General features: G+C 70.7%; 20 protein-coding genes. 13 read left to right on the plus strand and 7 right to left on the minus strand.

The features are described 5' to 3' along the window. Nucleotides 1-168: 168 nt before the first annotated feature. On the minus strand, nt 169-528 hold the full coding sequence (locus ASE56_RS12805) for a DUF2200 domain-containing protein (protein WP_056230449.1): 360 nt from the start codon (nt 526-528) through the stop codon (nt 169-171). A 48-nt stretch (nt 529-576) separates the two neighbouring features. Continuing rightward, nucleotides 577-1128, minus strand: a complete 552-nt coding sequence (locus ASE56_RS12810; protein ID WP_056230452.1) for a helix-turn-helix domain-containing protein — start codon at nt 1126-1128, stop codon at nt 577-579. A gap of 66 nt (nt 1129-1194) precedes the next feature. Here ASE56_RS12810 and ASE56_RS12815 point away from each other — a divergent pair, with 66 nt between their 5' ends. The 7 genes from ASE56_RS12815 to ddaH all read left to right on the plus strand — a co-directional run bounded on the left by ASE56_RS12815 (nt 1195) and on the right by ddaH (nt 6704). After that, on the plus strand, nt 1195-1911 hold the full coding sequence (locus ASE56_RS12815; RefSeq protein WP_056230454.1) for an AzlC family ABC transporter permease: 717 nt from the start codon (nt 1195-1197) through the stop codon (nt 1909-1911). Then, the gene (locus ASE56_RS12820; RefSeq protein ID WP_056230455.1) at nt 1908-2222 is read left to right on the plus strand and encodes an AzlD domain-containing protein; all 315 of its coding nucleotides are present in this window, start codon (nt 1908-1910) and stop codon (nt 2220-2222) included. Before ASE56_RS12815 ends, ASE56_RS12820 begins: the two co-directional genes overlap by 4 nt. Before the next feature lie 56 nt (nt 2223-2278). Continuing rightward, on the plus strand, nt 2279-2677 hold the full coding sequence (locus ASE56_RS12825) for a hypothetical protein (protein ID WP_056230457.1): 399 nt from the start codon (nt 2279-2281) through the stop codon (nt 2675-2677). Nucleotides 2678-2729: 52 nt separating this feature from the next. Then, nucleotides 2730-3050, plus strand: coding sequence for a ferredoxin (fdxA, locus tag ASE56_RS12830; protein ID WP_055836218.1), 321 nt, complete (start codon nt 2730-2732; stop codon nt 3048-3050). A gap of 3 nt (nt 3051-3053) precedes the next feature. Then, nucleotides 3054-4157 (plus strand): succinyldiaminopimelate transaminase, encoded by a 1104-nt coding sequence (gene dapC / locus ASE56_RS12835; protein ID WP_056230459.1) that lies wholly within the window; start codon nt 3054-3056, stop codon nt 4155-4157. A 221-nt stretch (nt 4158-4378) separates the two neighbouring features. Further along, on the plus strand, nt 4379-5674 hold the full coding sequence (locus ASE56_RS12840) for a citrate synthase (RefSeq protein WP_074696985.1): 1296 nt from the start codon (nt 4379-4381) through the stop codon (nt 5672-5674). A 268-nt stretch (nt 5675-5942) separates the two neighbouring features. Beyond that, complete coding sequence (ddaH, locus tag ASE56_RS12845; RefSeq protein ID WP_056230461.1) at nt 5943-6704, plus strand: dimethylargininase; 762 nt, start codon at nt 5943-5945, stop codon at nt 6702-6704. Nucleotides 6705-6824: 120 nt separating this feature from the next. On the opposite strand, the gene dapD is transcribed toward ddaH, so the two are convergent. Further along, nucleotides 6825-7745, minus strand: a complete 921-nt coding sequence (dapD, locus tag ASE56_RS12850; RefSeq protein WP_056230463.1) for a 2,3,4,5-tetrahydropyridine-2,6-dicarboxylate N-succinyltransferase — start codon at nt 7743-7745, stop codon at nt 6825-6827. A 42-nt stretch (nt 7746-7787) separates the two neighbouring features. On the opposite strand from dapD, the gene dapE reads away from it, so the two are divergent. The 3 genes from dapE to ASE56_RS16635 all read left to right on the plus strand — a co-directional run bounded on the left by dapE (nt 7788) and on the right by ASE56_RS16635 (nt 10348). Next, nucleotides 7788-8864, plus strand: a complete 1077-nt coding sequence (dapE, locus tag ASE56_RS12855) for a succinyl-diaminopimelate desuccinylase (protein ID WP_056230465.1) — start codon at nt 7788-7790, stop codon at nt 8862-8864. Then, nucleotides 8861-10084: a hypothetical protein gene (locus ASE56_RS12860; RefSeq protein WP_235557003.1), complete on the plus strand. Its 1224-nt coding sequence runs from the start codon at nt 8861-8863 to the stop codon at nt 10082-10084. Before dapE ends, ASE56_RS12860 begins: the two co-directional genes overlap by 4 nt. 93 nt (nt 10085-10177) lie before the next feature. Then, on the plus strand, nt 10178-10348 hold the full coding sequence (locus ASE56_RS16635) for a DUF3117 domain-containing protein (protein ID WP_074615842.1): 171 nt from the start codon (nt 10178-10180) through the stop codon (nt 10346-10348). Nucleotides 10349-10424: 76 nt separating this feature from the next. Here ASE56_RS16635 and ASE56_RS12865 read toward each other — a convergent pair whose 3' ends face one another. Further along, nucleotides 10425-11063 (minus strand): O-methyltransferase, encoded by a 639-nt coding sequence (locus ASE56_RS12865; protein WP_056230467.1) that lies wholly within the window; start codon nt 11061-11063, stop codon nt 10425-10427. Between the two features lie 72 nt (nt 11064-11135). Between ASE56_RS12865 and ASE56_RS12870 the strand changes: the two genes are divergently transcribed. After that, nucleotides 11136-11507: a hypothetical protein gene (locus ASE56_RS12870; RefSeq protein WP_056230469.1), complete on the plus strand. Its 372-nt coding sequence runs from the start codon at nt 11136-11138 to the stop codon at nt 11505-11507. 112 nt (nt 11508-11619) lie between these two features. Here the strand turns inward: ASE56_RS12870 and ASE56_RS12875 are convergent, their stop codons facing one another. The 3 genes from ASE56_RS12875 to ASE56_RS12885 are packed head-to-tail and all read right to left on the minus strand — an operon-like array spanning nt 11620 to nt 14680. Then, nucleotides 11620-12768, minus strand: a complete 1149-nt coding sequence (locus ASE56_RS12875) for an Mrp/NBP35 family ATP-binding protein (protein ID WP_056230471.1) — start codon at nt 12766-12768, stop codon at nt 11620-11622. Then, entirely contained in the window at nt 12765-13361 is a 597-nt protein-coding gene (locus tag ASE56_RS12880; protein ID WP_056230474.1) for a DUF1003 domain-containing protein, read from the minus strand. The genes ASE56_RS12875 and ASE56_RS12880 overlap by 4 nt, the downstream gene beginning before the upstream one ends. After that, the gene (locus tag ASE56_RS12885; RefSeq protein WP_056230475.1) at nt 13361-14680 is read right to left on the minus strand and encodes a CBS domain-containing protein; all 1320 of its coding nucleotides are present in this window, start codon (nt 14678-14680) and stop codon (nt 13361-13363) included. The genes ASE56_RS12880 and ASE56_RS12885 overlap by 1 nt, the downstream gene beginning before the upstream one ends. A 71-nt stretch (nt 14681-14751) precedes the next feature. Between ASE56_RS12885 and ASE56_RS12890 the strand changes: the two genes are divergently transcribed. Together ASE56_RS12890 and ASE56_RS12895 are read left to right on the plus strand one after the other, a co-directional pair. Then, complete coding sequence (locus ASE56_RS12890; RefSeq protein ID WP_056230477.1) at nt 14752-15498, plus strand: general stress protein; 747 nt, start codon at nt 14752-14754, stop codon at nt 15496-15498. After that, the gene (locus ASE56_RS12895) at nt 15495-16163 is read left to right on the plus strand and encodes an alpha/beta family hydrolase (RefSeq protein ID WP_235557004.1); all 669 of its coding nucleotides are present in this window, start codon (nt 15495-15497) and stop codon (nt 16161-16163) included. The genes ASE56_RS12890 and ASE56_RS12895 overlap by 4 nt, the downstream gene beginning before the upstream one ends. Nucleotides 16164-16552 lie beyond the last annotated feature (389 nt).

Below are 16552 nucleotides of genomic sequence, written 5' to 3' on the forward strand. Positions count from 1 at the left end.
GGCCCCGCCTAGCCTCGTGCTCGGCGGGGCCGTTCGCTTTGCGGGGTCTGCGGGTGGGTGGCATCCGGATGCCGTGGCGTGCCTGACGGCGGGGGTTTTCGGCGACGCGGCTGGGGTAGGCGGCGCGTCGGGGGATTCGTCCGCGGGTGTGCGGGGACCGGCGGGAGTTCAGCTGTCTCCGGACGCCCCCGCGCGCATCACCTTCGCGAGCGCTTTGCCTTTCGCCAGTTCGTCGACGACCTTGTCGAGCAGTCGGATGCGGTACATCAGCGGGTCTTCGATCTGCTCGACCCGCACGCCGCAGACCACTCCGGTGATCTCGGCGGCCTGCGGGGTGAGCCGCGCCTCGTCGAAGAACTCGCGGAACGTGGTCGACCCCTGCGCGTGGCGGGCGAGGGCCGCCTCGTCGAACCCGGTCAGCCAGCGGATCACCGTGTCGAGCTCGTCCGTGGTGCGCCCTTTGCGTTCGACCTTCGCGACGTACAGCGGATACACCGACGAGAAGGTCATGTCGAAGACGCGGGACATGCCAGCACGATATCCCCGCGTCCGGCCCCTGTCGACGCGGTCGTCGGGTCAGCGGGACTCGACGACGCAGACGGCGCTCATACCCGCCGTGATCGCTTCGAAGACGTGGGGCGCGTCACCGGCGTACGAGAGGTAGTCGCCGGGTGCGAGCTCGAAGGGGGCGTCGGCCGGGCCGACGAGACCGCGACCCGAGACCATCACGAGGTGCTCGATCGTTCCCCGGGGATGCGGGTCGGATCGGCGGGGGGAACCCGGTTCGGCCGAGAGCAGGTAGATGTCGCGGCGAGCGTGCGGGGGGCTCGCCGAGAGCAGGACGGCGATGTAGTCGGATGCCGATGAGGCCACGGCCGTACCGGCTTCGCCGGCCCGGATGAGGGTGGGGGAGTGCGCGCCTTCGTCGACGAAGTCGGCGAACGTGATCTCGAGCGCCGAGGCCAGCGCCCACAGGGTCTCGACGCTGGGATTGCCGCCCCCGTTCTCGAGCTGCGAGACGGTGGCCTTGGCGACTCCGGCCCGCCGGGCGAGTTCCGAGACGCTGAGGTCACGTCTCTCTCGCTCGCGGCGCAGGCTCGCGGCGATTCGGGCGCTCAGATCGCTCATCTGTTCATTATGACCGTCGATCGTTCGACTTGACGAACGACGTCTTGAGCGTTCACGATGATGCCCATGCGTTCGCTTCACCGAACATCCGAGGGTGTCGCCGCTCGACAGGGCCTCGCCGTCGCCCTCGCCACGAGTGCCTACGGCATCTCTTTCGGGGCCCTGTCCGTGGCATCCGGTCTGGACATCTGGCAGACCTGCGTGCTGAGCCTGCTGATGTTCACCGGCGGATCGCAGTTCGCGTTCGTCGGCGTCATCGCCGCGGGGGGAGTGGCCGCCGCACCCGCGGCGATCGCGTCGTCGGCCCTGCTCGGCGTCCGCAACGCCGCGTACGCGATGCGCATGGCGCCCGTCGTGGCGGGCGGACCCTGGCGCAAGGCGTCGGCCACGCACTTCACGATCGACGAATCGGTGGCGGTCGGCCTGGCGCAGACCGAGCCGCGCGCTCGTCAGGTGGGCTTCTGGGTCACGGGTGTGGCGATCTGGGTCGGCTGGAACCTCTCGACTCTCCTGGGGGCGCTCCTCGGCGACGTCCTCGGCGACCCCCGTGCCTACGGTCTCGATGCGGCGGCGGCCGCCGCGTTCCTCGCTCTGCTGTGGCCGCGTCTTCGCGGACGTCAGCCCCTGGCAGTGGCCGCGGGAGCGGCGATCGTCGCGGCGCTGCTCACACCGTGGCTCATGCCGGGGATCCCGGTGATCGCGGCGGCGGGAGTCGCGATCGCGGTGGGACTGTTCGATCCCCGGCCCGCGAAGCCGGCGGCGACAGAGGAGCGGATGCCATGACCCTGTGGACCGCGGTGCTCACGGCATCCGTCATCTGCGTCGCCCTCAAGGCGACGGGCTACCTGCTTCCCGCTCACTGGCTCGACAAGCCGCGCCCCGCGCGGATCGCGGACCTTCTCACCGTCGCCCTGCTCTCGGCGCTCGTGATGGTGCAGACGCTCGGCGCGGGGTCGGCGGTGGTCGTGGACGCGCGACTCCCGGCGGTCGGCGTCGCGGCCCTGCTCCTCTGGGCGCGCGCCCCGTTCCTCGTCGTGGTCGCCGCGGCGGCCCTCACCGCGGCGCTGCTGCGGCTCTGGGGGTGGGCGGCGTGAGGGGTGAGCGCTATCGGCCGCGGCCGTCGCATAGCCGTCGCGCCTAGACTCGACCGGTGACTTCCACGATTCTCCGCGTCGTCGGCTGGGTGGTGGCCCTGCTCGTGGGGGCCTTCTACGGAGCAGCCGGCACCGTCGGCCAGGCCTTCCTCGTCGGCCCCGTGCCGGTGGGCTTGCTCCTCGCGACGATTGGCAGTGCGGCCCTGCTCATCGCCCTGCGCACACTCACGGGCGATCGCGTCAACGCCCTCGCCGGAGGGCTGGGGATCACCGCCGCCACCTACCTGTTCTCTCAGGTGGGGCCGGGCGGCTCCGCGATAGTCGCGGCCCCCACCGCGGGGACCGAGTGGATCCCGCTCGTGTGGACGGTCGTCGGACCCGCGCTCATGGTGCTGGTCGCGCTGTGGCCCGACTTCAGCAAGATGCAGGCGCCGGCGCGCCCGGCCGAATCCTAAGCCCGCGGCCCGGCGGCGGGGTCGGTCGCTCCGGCGCGATTAGACTGATGCGGTGACTTACGTGATCGCCCTCCCGTGCGTCGATGTGAAAGACCGCGCCTGCATCGATGAGTGCCCTGTCGACTGCATCTACGAGGGTGAACGATCGCTCTACATCCACCCCGACGAGTGCGTCGACTGCGGTGCGTGCGAGCCGGTCTGCCCCGTCGAGGCCATCTACTACGAGGACGACCTCCCCGAGGAGTGGTCCGACTACTACAAGGCCAACGTCGAGTTCTTCGACGACATCGGCTCGCCCGGTGGTGCGGCCAAGGTCGGCGTGATCGCCAAGGACCACCCCGTCATCACCGCATTGCCCCCGCAGGCGCACTGACCCGTGGGCGTCGCCGACCTCGCCGACTACCCGTGGGACGCGGTCGCCCCGTACGCGGAGCGCGCCCGACGCCACCCCGACGGCATCGTCGACCTGTCCATCGGCTCGCCCGTCGACCCGACGCCCGCCGTCGTCGCCGAAGCTCTGGCTGACGCAACCGACGCGCACGCTTACCCGCAGACGGCGGGGACCCCGGCGCTGCGCGAGGCGATCGCCGAGTGGTACCACCGCCGGCGCGGCGTCCCCGGCCTGGCCGCGGCGAACGTTCTGCCGACCGTCGGCTCCAAAGAGCTGGTCGCCCTGCTGCCGTTGCTGTTGGGGCTCGGCCCGGGCGATGCGGTGGTTCACCCGCGCGCCGCCTACCCGACCTACGAGGTCGGAGCGCGTCTCGTGGGCGCCGAGGCCGTGGCATCCGACGATCCGTCCTCGTGGCCCGCGAACGCGCGCGTGATCTGGATCAACTCACCCGGCAATCCCGACGGGCGCGTCCTCTCGACGGACGAGCTTCGGGATGCCGTGGCCCGGGCGCGTGAAATCGGTGCCGTCCTCGCGTCGGACGAGTGCTACGCCGAACTGGGCTGGGACGCCCCGTGGGATGAGCAGCCCGTACCGAGCGTGCTCGACCCGGGCGTCGTCGGAGACGACCTCTCCGGCGTGCTGTCGGTGTACTCGCTGAGCAAGCAGTCGAACCTCGCCGGGTACCGCGCGGCGTTTCTCGCCGGTGACCCCGCCCTCGTGGCGCGGTTGCTCACCGGTCGCAAGCACCTGGGCCTCATGCCGCCCGCGCCGGTGCAGCGCGCGATGACCGTCGCCCTCGGAGACGACGAGCACGTCGCCGCGCAGCGCCAGCGCTACGCCCGCCGCCGCGCGGTCCTCAAGCCCGCGGTCGAGGCCGCCGGCTTCACCATCGACCGCAGCGAGGGCGGCCTGTACCTCTGGGCGACCGAGGGACGCGACGCGTGGGAGAGCGTCGACCGCCTCGCCGATCTCGGCATCCTGGTGGGACCGGGGCACTTCTACGGCACCCACTTTCCGAACCACGTGCGCTTCTCGCTCACCGCGACCGACGAGCGCATCGCCGCCGCCGCGGAGCGTCTGCGCGCCTGACCAGGAGGTTCCCTCCATTCGATGGGGGCAACCTTTAGCGGTGTCATCTGTACGCCGGAGTGCCTACTAGGCTGTAAAGGCAGGTCGTTCGGGGTCATCCTCCGTGCGCCCCGCCGACCCGGATGCCATTCCCGTGGCATCCAGAGGGCGAGAAGATCGCGGGGTGCCGCAACCCCCCCGCGTTCGACCACACGGGCGACCAGAAATCGCAAGGAGGCGCGGTGAGCGACGCGGGCACGCAGCAGGACAAGGCCACTCTCACGGTAGGGGGCACCACCGCCGAATTCCCGGTCCTGCGAGGCACCGACGGCGTTCCGAGCATCGACATCGCGTCGCTGACGAAGCAGACCGGTCACACCACGCTCGATTACGGTTTCGTCAACACGGCGTCGACGAAGTCCGACATCACTTACATCGACGGCGATCAGGGCATCCTCCGCTATCGCGGGTACCCCATCGAGCAGCTGGCGAAGAACAGCACCTACCTCGAGGTCGCGTGGCTGCTCATCTACGGCGAGCTGCCCTCGGCATCCGAGCTCGCGTCGTTCGACGAGCGGATCCGCCGTCACACGCTGCTGCACGAAGACCTCAAGAGCCTCTTCTCGGCGCTACCGCCTACCGCGCACCCCATGTCGGTGCTCTCAGCGGCGACCGCGGCCCTCTCGACCTACTACGAGGCCGAGTCCGACCCGCACAACCCCGAGCACGTCGAGCTCAACACGGTCCGCATGCTCGCGAAGCTCCCCGTGATCGCCGCCTACGCGCACAAGAAGAGCATCGGACAGGCGTTCCTGTACCCCGACAACTCCCTGGGCTTCGTCGACAACTTCCTCAAGCTCAACTTCGGTGTGCACAGCGAGCCCTTCGAGGCCAACCCGGTCATGACGAAGGCCCTCGACCTGCTGCTGATGCTGCACGAGGACCACGAGCAGAACGCCTCGACCTCGACCGTGCGCCTGGTCGGTTCGACCGGAGCGAACCAGTTCGCGTCGATCTCGGCCGGCATCCAGGCGCTCTCCGGCCCCCTGCACGGTGGCGCGAACGAAGCCGTCCTGCAGATGCTCGCGCGCATCCGCGACTCGGGCGAGAGCGTCGAGCGCTTCGTCGAGCGGGTGAAGAACAAGGAGCAGGGCGTCAAGCTCATGGGCTTCGGTCACCGCGTCTACAAGAACTACGACCCGCGCGCGAAGCTCGTCAAAGAGTCGGCCGACGAGGTGCTCACCGCACTCGGCGTCAGCGACCCGCTGCTCGACCTCGCCAAGGAGCTCGAGCAGATCGCCCTCGAGGACGACTACTTCAAGGAGCGTCGCCTCTACCCGAACGTCGACTTCTACACCGGCGTGATTTACAAGGCGATGGGCTTCCCCACGCGCATGTTCACGGTGCTGTTCGCGATCGGCCGTCTGCCCGGCTGGCTCGCCCAGTGGCGCGAGGCGATCAGCGACCCCCAGACGAAGATCGGCCGCCCGCAGCAGCTCTACACGGGTGCCGCCGAGCGCAACTACCCCGGCATCTGATCCGGCCTGGAGCGCCCCGTCCCTCTCGCGAGGGGCGGGGCGTTTCGCTGTGTGCGGCGGGGTGTGTCGTTGGTTCTCCCCATGTCCCACTTCGTGCTGTCTGGGGCGCCGCCAGGGAGCCGATTGTGGGACATGGTCTGCGCAGATGGGGACATGGTCTGCGCAGATGGGGACATGGTCTGCGCACAGGGGGACATGGGGTGCGCCGGAGAAACCGGATGCCAGGCGGTTCCGCCGACGCCGATGACGCAACCAGTAGGGTCGGGGCATGTCGCGCCTGCTCGTTCGCCGTCCGTCGCCCCGCCTCGCCGAGGGCGAGCTCACCCACCTCGACCGCGTGCCGGTCGATGCCGAGCTGGCGCTGACGCAGTGGCAGGCGTACGTCGATGCCTTCCGCACCCGTGGGTGGGAGATCGTCGAGATCGACCCGGCCGATGACCAGCCCGACGGGGTGTTCGTCGAGGATGCGGTCGTCGTCTTCGGCGACCTCGCCGTGCTCTGCCGGGCCGGCGCCGTCTCGCGCCGCGGCGAGGCGGAGAGCGTGCGCGCGGGGGTCACGGCATCCGGAATCGATCTTGCCGAGATCGTGGAACCCGGAACCCTCGACGGGGGCGACGTGCTCAAGGTCGGACGGACCGTCTACGTGGGCGCGTCGTCGCGGACGAACGCCGAGGGCATCGCCCAGCTGCGGGCTCTGCTCGAGCCGCGTGGGTGGGAGGTGCGCGAGATCCCGGTCACGAAGGTGCTGCACCTGAAGTCGGGGGTGACGGCGCTACCCGACGGAACGGTCGTGGGGTTCGAGCCGCTGGTCGACGATCCGTCGATGTTCCCGGTGTTCGCGGGCGTGCCCGAAGAGCACGGCACGGCCGTGGTCGTCCTCGACGACGACACGGTGCTGATGTCGGCGGACGCTCCGGCGACGGCGGAGGAGCACCGGTTCCGCGGCCTCGAGGTCGTGACCGTCGACGTGAGCGAGTTCGAGAAGCTCGAGGGCTGCGTGACCTGCCTGTCGGTGCGGGTGCGCGACTGACGCGACCGGCGCGGAGGCGGATACGCGACGAGAAACGCTCCCTGCACGGAGAAACGCGCGCCGAGGGCGTTTCCTCGTGCAGGGAGCGTTTATCGGGAAAAGGGCGCAGGCGCCTGCCGCTCAGGCGTGCAGTGCCTCGTTCAGCGTGACGCCGACGCCGGCGCGGGCCGAGGCCTCGACGGCGCCGGTGAGGGAGTTGCGGCGGAACAGGATGCCGTCGCGACCCGACAGCTCGCCCGCCTTGACCGTCTCGTCGCCGACGCGCACTTTCGTGCCGGCGGTGACGTAGAGACCGGCCTCGACGACGCAGTCGTCTCCGAGCGAGATGCCGATGCCGGCGTTCGCGCCGAGCAGGGTGCGTGCTCCGATCGAGACGCGGTGCGTCCCGCCGCCCGAGAGCGTGCCCATGATCGAGGCGCCGCCGCCGATGTCGGTGCCGTCGCCGATGACGACGCCCTGAGAGACGCGGCCCTCGATCATCGAGGAGCCGAGCGTGCCGGCGTTGAAGTTGACGAAGCCCTCGTGCATGACGGTCGTGCCGGGGGAGAGGTGCGCGCCCAGGCGCACGCGCGAGGCGTCGGCGATGCGCACGCCCGCGGGCAGGACGTAGTCGGTCAGACGCGGGAACTTGTCGAGACCCTGGAGCTGGATGCCGTGACGCTTCAACTGCGGCAGCAGGCGCTCCGCGTCGTCGGGGTGCACGGGACCCGCGTTCGTCCACGCGACGTTGGGGAGGTGCCCGAAGATGCCGTCGAGGTTGATCTCGTTGGGCCGGACGAGCAGGTGCGAGAGCGCGTGCAGGCGCAGGTAGGCGTCGACGGTCGAGGCGGGAGCCGCGTCGGCGTCGATCATGAGAGACACCGTCTCGACGACGACGCCACGTCGCTCGTCGGGGCCGGCGGCGGATTCGAGCGCCGCCTGCTCGGCATCCAGGTCTCCGTGGGCACCGAGGACCGGCTTCGGGAACCAGGCGTCGAGCACCGTCCCCCCGGTGGTTCGCGTCGAGAGGCCGGCAGCGCTGATGCGTCGTTCGTTGCTCACCGTCCCAGGGTACTGGGGCACCGGCTGTGGGAAGATCGGGGCATGCCCGCGCTCGACCTCACCCAGTCCTCGGCCGCCCTGACGCGAGCCGTCTGCGACATCCACAGCGTCTCGGGAGACGAGACCCCTCTCGCGGATGCCATCGAGGCCGCCGTCTCCGCGTACCCCCACCTCGAGGTCATCCGCGACGGCGACACCATCGTCGCCCGCACCGCCCTGGGGCGCGACCGCAGGGTCGTCATCGCCGGGCACATCGACACCGTGCCGATCAACCGCAACCTCCCCGTCGAGGACCGCACGGTCGACGGCGAGGACGTCATCTGGGGCCGCGGGACGGTCGACATGAAGGCGGGCGTCGCGGTGCAGCTCAAGCTCGCCGCCGAGCTCACCGCGCCCCCGGTCGACATCACCTGGATGTGGTACGACCACGAAGAGGTCGACTCGGCGCTGAACGGCCTCGGTCGGCTCTCGCGCAACCGCCCGGACCTGTTCGAGGGCGACTTCGCGATCCTCGGCGAACCGAGCAACGGCGAGGTCGAGGGCGGCTGCAACGGCACGCTCCGCGCCATCGTGCGCACCGAGGGAGTCCGTGCGCACAGCGCGCGATCGTGGATCGGCGAGAACGCGATCCACAAGGCCGCGCCGATCCTCGCGCGCCTGGCCGAGTACCGTGCCCGCGAGATCGAGGTCGAGGGTCTTGTCTACCGCGAGGGCTTGAACGCTGTCAGCATCTCGGGCGGGGTCGCGGGCAACGTCATCCCCGACGCGTGCGCGGTCGAGGTCAACTACCGCTTCGCGCCGAGCCGTGACGCCGCCGCCGCCACCCGCGTCGTCACCGACGTGTTCACGGGCTTCGACGTCGAGATCGTCGACGTGGCCGAAGGAGCTCGTCCCGGCCTCGACGCGGCCCTGGCGAAGGACTTCGTGGATGCCGTGGGTGCCACCCCCAAACCGAAGTACGGCTGGACGGACGTGGCGCGGTTCTCGGCGCTCGGCATCCCCGCCGTCAACTACGGTCCCGGTGACCCGCACCTCGCTCACCACGACGAGGAGCGGGTTCCGATCGCGCAGATCGACGCCGTCGAGCGCGGCCTTCGTGCCTGGTTGAGCGGGTCGTGACCGCCGCGGCCACGACGCGCACGCGGGTCGGATGGTGGGAGCGCCTGCCCGTGCCGGCGCGCATCGCCATCGTCTACGGTGCGGCGCGCGTGGTCACGACGGGATTCTTCCTGCTGGCCTCTGCGCTGTCGGGGCCCGGGTCGCGGTACGGTGTGGCCCCCTCGCTCGATAAGCTCGCGCTCGGGTGGGATGCGCAGTGGTACTGGCTCGCCGCGGTGTCGGGATATCCCGTTGATCTGCCCCTCGCCGCGGGCGGTCACGTCGCCGAGAACGCGTGGGCGTTCATGCCGCTGTATTCGTACCTCTCGGCCGGACTCGGATTCCTGCTCGGCTCGTGGGGCGCCGGGGCCGTCACCATCTCGTTGGCCGCGGGGTTCGGTGCGTGCCTCGTGCTGCATTCGATGCTGCGGGATCGGATCGGCGACTCCGCCGCGATGTGGGCCGTGGTCTTCTTCGCGTGCGGTCCGCTCGCCGCCCTGTTCCAGGTGGGGTACGCCGAGGCGCTGTTCCTGTTCTTCCTCTTCCTGGCCCTCCGGTGCGTGCAGCGACGTCGATGGGGCTGGCTCTATCTGCTGGTCCCGGCGATGGGGTTCACGCGCCCCGGGATCCTCGCCTTCGCTCTGTTCCTCGGTCTCTACGGGGTATACCGCTTCGTGCGCCGACGGAAGGATCCGCTTACGACGCGCGACATCGCGCATCTCGTGGCCCTCGGCGGACTTTCGGTCGTGGTGGGCTTCGCGTGGCAGGTGATCGCGGGGATCGTCACGGGCGACCCGGGCGCGTACCTGGCGACCGAGTTGGCGTGGCGGCGCAACTGGCTCGGGGACTCGGGGCGGGGCTTCGTCCCCTTCGACGGGTTCGTCGAGGCCGCGGGGTTCTGGTTCACCCGGTGGGGGCTCGGCGCCGTCACGGGCTACGTGTTCCTCGCGCTGATGGTGGTGGCCATCGCCGCGCTGCTGCTGTTCTCGCCGCAGGTGAAGCGACTGGGCATCGAGGTGCGACTGTGGTCGGCGAGCTACCTCGTCTACCTGCTGCTGGTGTTCTTCCCGCAGTCCAGCATCTTCCGGTTGCTCGTGCCGATCTCGCCGCTGTGGGGCGCCCTCGCGGTGCCGAAATCGCGCGCGTGGCGGTTCGGCGTGCTCGCTCTCGCGCTGCTCGGACAGTGGTGGTGGATCTACAACATGTACGCCCTCGCGAACACGTATTGGCAGATTCCCTGACCCAGATCCGCCCCCGCCGACCCGCCTGTACGACCCGCCACGCGGGATACCGGTAAACTTCTCAGGCAGACCAACGACGAAAAGGGGGCCGCGATGGCAGCCATGAAGCCGCGTACCGGCGACGGACCGATGGAGGCCGTGAAGGAGGGCCGGTTGATCATCGTGCGCGTGCCGCTCGAGGGTGGCGGGCGACTCGTCGTCTCGGTGAACGACGCCGAGGCGAAGGAACTCTACGACGTGCTCGGTGGTGTCGTCACCGCCTGACGACCATCGACGCAGTGAAGGCCGGCTCCCGCGGGGGCCGGCCTTCTTCGTTCCCGCGTGCTTCGCGGGGAGAGGTTCAGGCCTCGGGTGGACGGGTCGTGAGCTGCAGCAGGCCTTCGCCCGTGGTCGACAGGGCGCCGATGACGGCGGGGGAGGACTGCACCTCTTGAATCAGCGAGCGGTAGGCCGTGGTCACCGCGTCGCGGCGCACCGGGTCGGCGACCGCGCCGTGCGCGAGGACGCGGGGGATGAGGACGGTCCCGCCGGCGCGCACCAGACGCAGGCCGTGCTCGACGTATTCGATGACGCCTTCGGGGTCGGCGTCGATGAAGACGATGTCGTACGACGCCTCGTTCATGCGCGGCAGGACATCGGATGCCCGCCCGGTGATGAATCGGGCACGCGCGGCGGGCACGCGGGCGTCCGAGAATGCGGAGCGAGCGGCCCCGAGGTGCTCGGGTTCGCTGTCGATCGTGGTGATCGTCGCGCGGGGCGAACCGTGCAGCAGCCAGAGGCCCGACACGCCGCCGCCGGTGCCCACCTCGACGATGTTGAGAGCACGGGATGCCGCCGAGATCACCGCGGCTTGGGCTCCGACCGCGGGGCTGATGGGCGCCGCTCCGAGCTCGAGCGCGTGCGCCCGGGCGCGAGCGATGTGCTCGGGCTCGACCGTCGACTCCTGCACGAACCGTTCGTTCGCCTCATGACCGCTCACGTGGACCTCCTCAGATCAGGCTAGACGGCGGATGGTCGCTGGACCCCCAGGCGAGGCCGGTAATCTGGAGGCATGTTCTTCGGCCTCACGATCGAGAAGCTGATGCTGATCGGCGTGATCGCAGCGGTCCTCGTCGGCCCCGAGCGCCTGCCGCGCTACGCGGAGGCGTTGGCCAAGTTCACCAAGCGCGCGAAAGAGACGCTGCAGGGTGCCCGTTCGCGCATGCGCGACGAGATGGGCCCCGAGTTCGACGACGTCGACTGGAAGAAGCTCGACCCGCGCCAGTACGACCCGCGGCGCATCATCCGCGAGGCGCTGCTCGACGACACCCCGACGGCGACGATGCGGGCTGCGGGCGCCGCAGCTCTCGCGGCGCGCGAGAAGCCGGCATCCACCCCCTTCGTGGCGGGCGAGCTGCCGCCGTTCGACGACGAGGCGACCTGACGCGGGAGCCCGTCACCGAAACAGGGGACGTGACGAGGACAGGCTGATTCCGGCGGGAACGCCCTGTTTCCGCTACAGCGTCATGTTCTCGTGACGGGCGTCCCGCTCTGCGTCAGACGTTGAGGCGCAGGGGCTTGCCGGACAGTCCGCGCGGGCGCACCGCCAGAGCCGAGGCCGCCGCGTCGATCGCCATCGCGGCCGGGTCGTCGGGCTGCGACAGCACGACGGGGCGTCCGTCGTCGCCCCCGGTGCGGAGGGCGGCGCTGAGCGGAACGGATGCCAGCAGCGGCACGTCCACGCCGTCGCTCGACAGGGCGCGGGCCACTTCTTCTCCGCCGCCCGAGCCGAACAGGTCGAGGACGGTCCCGTCGGCCAGGGTCATCGCGGCCATGTTCTCGATGACGCCGATGGGGCGTTGGCCGGTCTGGCGCGCGACGAGTCCGGAGCGCACGGCGACCTCGGCGGCCGCGGCTTGAGGTGTCGTGACGACCAGGACGTCGGCGTGGGGGAGCAGCTGACCGACCGAGATGGCGACGTCGCCGGTACCGGGCGGCATGTCGAGCAGCAGCACGTCGAGATCGCCGAAGAACACGTCGGTGAGGAACTGCTGCACGGTGCGATGCAGCATGGGTCCGCGCCAGGCGACCGCGCCGGCGGCATCCTCCCCGGGGCGCCGAAGGAACATGCCGATCGAGATGACCTTCACCCCGTAGGCGACGGGCGGAAGGATGAGGTCGTCGAGCTTGGTCGGCGCTGGAGGCAGACCATCGGCGTCGACGAGCCCGAGCAGCCCCGGGATCGAGAAACCGTGGACGTCGGCGTCGATCAGACCGACGCGCAGCCCCTTCGCCGCCAACGCCACCGCGAGGTTCGCGGTCACGGTCGACTTCCCCACGCCGCCCTTGCCGCTGGTCACCGCGATGACGCGGGTCAGCGAGTCGGGGCCGAAGGGCATCTCGCGCTTCGCGCGGCCGCCGCGGAGCTTCTCGGTCAACGCCCTCCGCTCGTCGGGCGACATCACCCCGACCCGCACATCGACCGCGTCGATGCCGGCGACCGAGGCCGCGGCATCCCGGACCTCCCGCTCGATGCGGTCGGCGGCGGGGCAGCCCACGATGGTGAGGGCGATGGCCACCTGCGCCGTGGTGTCCGCGACCGAGATCTCTCGCAGCATGTCGAGCTCGCCGAGGGGACGACGAAGCTCGGGATCGGTGACCGCGGCGACGGCCGAGCGAACCCTCTCGGTGAGGTCGACGCTCACGAGCCGGGCCGCGCGGGCTCGGTGTGCGTGCCGCGGCGCAGGTCGCCACGAGGGGCGTCCGCGCGTCCGGACTCCGCCCGCGGGGCGTCGTCGTCGGCGTCGAGGCGCTCCAGCGCCGCCCGGAGTTCGGCGCGCAGCGTGTCCTTCGTGATGACCTCGTCGGTCAGATCGCGAACGGCCATGCGCAACGCCACGATCTCGCGGGCGAGGTACTCGGTGTCGGCCAGGTTGCGCTCGGCGCGCTGGCGATCCTGCTCGATCTGCACGCGGTCGCGGTCATCTTGCCGGTTCTGGGCCAACAGGATGAGGGGCGCGGCGTAGGACGCCTGCAGAGAGAGCACGAGGGTCAGCGCGGTGAAGCCGATCGCGGCGGAGTCGAAGCGCAGCTCGTCGGGGGCGATCGAGTTCCAGCCCATCCACACCACGCAGAACAGCGTCAGGGACAGCAGGAACGTCGGGGTCCCCATCGCGCGCGCGACCCACTCGGTGAACCGACCGAAGCGGTCGCGCGAGGGCTGCGGGGCGCGAGGGGCGAGGACGCCGGTGCGGCCGCGCGGGGCGTCGAGAGCCGGCTTGCGGTTGTTGCGTGCCATCAGCGCCTCCTCGGGGTCTGGGGGATCTGGGTCGGAATGCTCGACGTATGCGTGGGTCTGATCGTGGCCCTGGGTCTCGGATCATCGCTGTCGTGCGTGCGCCAGTCATCGGGCAGCAGGTAGTCGAGCACGTCGTCGACGCTCACGCAGCCCACGAGTCGGTGCGCCTGGTCGACCACGGGGAGCGAGACGAGGTTGTAGCTCGCGAGCAGACGCGCGACCTCGGCGGCGGTGGCGTCGGCGGTGACCGGCTCGAGGGTGTCGTCGATGATCGCGCCGAGGCGCTCGTGCGGCGGGTAGCGCAGCATGCGCTGGAAGTGCACGGTGCCGAGCAGGCGCCCCGTGGGCGTCTCGTACGGCGGAAGGGTGATGAAGACGGATGCCGCGAGGGCGGGGTGCAGCTCGTGCCGGCGGATGAGGGCCAGGGCCTCGGCCACCGTCGCATCGGCCGACAGCACGATCGGCTCGGGCGTCATCAGACCGCCCGCGGTGTCGGGGCCGTACTGCAGGAGGGCGCGGACGTCGTCGGCCTCTTCCGGCTCCATCAGGTCGAGCAGCTGCTCGGAGCGCGACTCGGGGAGCTGACCGAGGAGGTCGGCCGCGTCGTCGGGCTCCATGGCATCCAGGATGTCGGCGGCGCGCTCGTCGCCCAGCTGCTCGAGGATGTGGACCTGCTCGTCCTCGGGCATCTCTTCGAGGGCGTCGGCCAGGCGGTCGTCGCTGAGCTCTTCGGCCACCTCGATGAGGCGCTCCTCGGGCAGGTCGAGGAGGGTGTTCGCGAGGTCGGCGGGCTTGAGCTCGGAGTAGGTCGCGACCAGCTGCTCGGCGGACTGCGCCTCGCCGGGAGTCTGGTTCTCGCGCACCTCGCCCCACGCGGCGAACGTCGTCGCGCCCTTGGCGAAGGGCGAGGCGCTCGTGCGCGGGCGGCGCAGGAACAGCTGCCCCACGTCCCACTCGCCGAGGCGGTTGCGCTCGATCGCGACGTCTTCGATGACCGCGGTGCCCGAGCCGTCGACGAGGCTCACGCGGCGTCCGAGCATCTCTGCCATGACGCGCACTTCGCCGCCGCGCTGCTGGAAACGGCGCACGTTGATGAGACCGGTTGTGATGACCTGACCGGCCTGTATGGAGGTGACGCGCCCGATGGACACGAACACATGTCGTCGTCCGGGAATCTCGACGACGAGCCCCACGACGCGCGGCGCCGCAGACGCGCGGTAGATCACCACGACGTCGCGTACCTTACCCAGACGGTCTCCCGCCGGGTCGAACACCGTGCAGCCCGCCAAGCGGGCGACGAAAACCCTTTGCGTGCTCACCGGTACAGCGTAGTCCGCGCCTCCTCTGCAACACCTCGGGAACGGTCAGGCGCGCGTGACAGGATGGTGAAATGAGTATGTTCGCGCAGCGTCCGGGTGCCGGTCGCGACGAGGTCGGCGAGAAGATCGCCTCGTTCCCGACGTATGAGCAGGCGCAGAAGGCCGTCTCGTCCCTCATCGCCGGCGAGGTGCCCGCGCGCGACATCGCGATCGTGGGTTCGGGTCTGCGCTCGATCGAGCGCATCACCGGCAAGCTCGGTTACGCCACGGCGGCCCGCTCGGGTGCGCTGAACGGCCTCATGCTCGGCCTGCTCTTCGCGTTCATCTTCGTGCTCGGGATGCCGACCGTGCAGATCTCCGCGTTCATCGGCGTCCTGCTGGTCGGAATGGCGCTCGGCATGATCTTGAGCATCGGGACGTACTCGATCGTGCGCCGCCGCCGCGATTTTGCGTCGGTGATGCAGGTCGCCGCCGATCACTACGACGTCTGCGTCGCGGCGCCCAGCGTCCACAAGGCCCGCGGGATCGTGGGCCCGGCCGGCTCCGCTGCCGCTCCCACCGTCGTGTCGCGTCCGGCGCCCTCGGACTCCGCGCCGCCGCAGTATGGCGAACGGGTCGCTCCGGGCTCCGCTGCTCCCGTCGCCCCGCCGCGCCCGCCGGCACCGAACCCGAACCCGGCCCCGCGCGACGACGAGCCCCCGCGGTACGGGGAGCGCATCGCCCCGCCGTCGTCGCCCGCGCCCGAGGCGTCGGAGAACGACGACCGCACCGCCGAGACTCCGCGCCCCGACGAGCGCCCCACCCCGACCGAGCGGTGAGCACCGAGCCCGTCCGCATCGCCGTCGCGCTGCCGGCGGGTGACACCGAGGTGTCGGGCCTGTGGTCCGCGGCACCGGCCGAGGCCGCGACCGTCGCTCTCGCGCACGGTGCGGGCGCAGGGATGGAGCACCCGTTCCTCTCCGGGCTCTCCGACGCCCTCGTGGCCTCGGGGGTGTCGGTGCTGCGCTTCGTCTTCCCCTACGTCGAGGCGGGACGCCGTATGCCCGGACCCGCGTCCCACGCGGTGGCCACCTGGACAGGCGTCGAGGCCTGGCTCGCCTCGGCCGCCCCCGGCCCGTACGCGGCAGTGGGGAAGTCGTACGGCGGGCGCATGGCATCCATGGCCTCCGCCGAAGGGGTGATCGCCCCGGCCGGTCTCGCCTACCTCGGGTATCCGCTTCACCCGCCGGGGCGTCCCGAGAAGCCGCGCCGCGAGCACCTGCCGGCCATCGGCGTTCCGCAGCTGTTCGTCGAGGGGGAGAACGACCCCTTCATCGCCCCGCGCGCGCAGTTCGACGAGGTCGTCGCCTCGTGCCAGGACGCGCGAGTGCATTGGATCACCGGCGGCAACCACTCGTTCGAGGTGAAAGGCGCCCGGCGCGCGGCCGACGAGATCGGTGCGGCTCTGGCCCCGGTGGTCGCGGAGTTCGTGCGCTCGCTCTGACGACCTGGGCGGCGGGTCGAGTTTCGATGACTGTCGGCGCCCTGCCGCGAAGCTCTGGGCTCCGCGCGGTCTCGCGCGGCAAACGCGTCGCAGGAATTTCGGCGCCGGGGCGGTGCACAACTCCTGCAGTTCCGCGACGGGGGAGGCGTGGATGCCGTGGGTGCGTCGATATCTCCTGAGTTGTGTCCGGGTGGTGCGGCCCCGTCGCGCGGTGGCGCGTCGGTCGCGGCTGCCCGCGTCGGGGCCTGGCCGCGAAGCTCTGGGCTCCGCGCGGTCTCGCGCGGCGAACGCATCGCAGGAATTTCGGCGCCGGCGTGGTGCACAACTCCTGCAGTTCCGCGACGGGGGAGGCGTGGAAGCCGTGGGTGCGTCGATATCTCCTGAGTTGT

Source organism: Microbacterium sp. Leaf203 (assembly GCF_001421275.1).
In the GTDB taxonomy this organism is placed as follows: Bacteria; Actinomycetota; Actinomycetes; order Actinomycetales; family Microbacteriaceae; genus Microbacterium; species Microbacterium testaceum_A.

What these genes read in the sequence shown, in the direction of transcription:
- ASE56_RS12805 (WP_056230449.1), bottom strand. Translation starts at nt 528, where the DNA reads ATGTCCCGCGTCTTCGACATGACCTTCTCGTCGGTGTATCCGCTGTAC.
- ASE56_RS12810 (WP_056230452.1), bottom strand. Translation starts at nt 1,128, where the DNA reads ATGAGCGATCTGAGCGCCCGAATCGCCGCGAGCCTGCGCCGCGAGCGA.
- ASE56_RS12815 (WP_056230454.1), top strand. Translation starts at nt 1,195, where the DNA reads ATGCGTTCGCTTCACCGAACATCCGAGGGTGTCGCCGCTCGACAGGGC.
- ASE56_RS12820 (WP_056230455.1), top strand. Translation starts at nt 1,908, where the DNA reads ATGACCCTGTGGACCGCGGTGCTCACGGCATCCGTCATCTGCGTCGCC.
- ddaH (WP_056230461.1), top strand. Translation starts at nt 5,943, where the DNA reads ATGTCGCGCCTGCTCGTTCGCCGTCCGTCGCCCCGCCTCGCCGAGGGC.
- dapE (WP_056230465.1), top strand. Translation starts at nt 7,788, where the DNA reads ATGCCCGCGCTCGACCTCACCCAGTCCTCGGCCGCCCTGACGCGAGCC.
- ASE56_RS16635 (WP_074615842.1), top strand. Translation starts at nt 10,178, where the DNA reads ATGGCAGCCATGAAGCCGCGTACCGGCGACGGACCGATGGAGGCCGTG.
- ASE56_RS12870 (WP_056230469.1), top strand. Translation starts at nt 11,136, where the DNA reads ATGTTCTTCGGCCTCACGATCGAGAAGCTGATGCTGATCGGCGTGATC.
- ASE56_RS12880 (WP_056230474.1), bottom strand. Translation starts at nt 13,361, where the DNA reads ATGGCACGCAACAACCGCAAGCCGGCTCTCGACGCCCCGCGCGGCCGC.
- ASE56_RS12890 (WP_056230477.1), top strand. Translation starts at nt 14,752, where the DNA reads ATGAGTATGTTCGCGCAGCGTCCGGGTGCCGGTCGCGACGAGGTCGGC.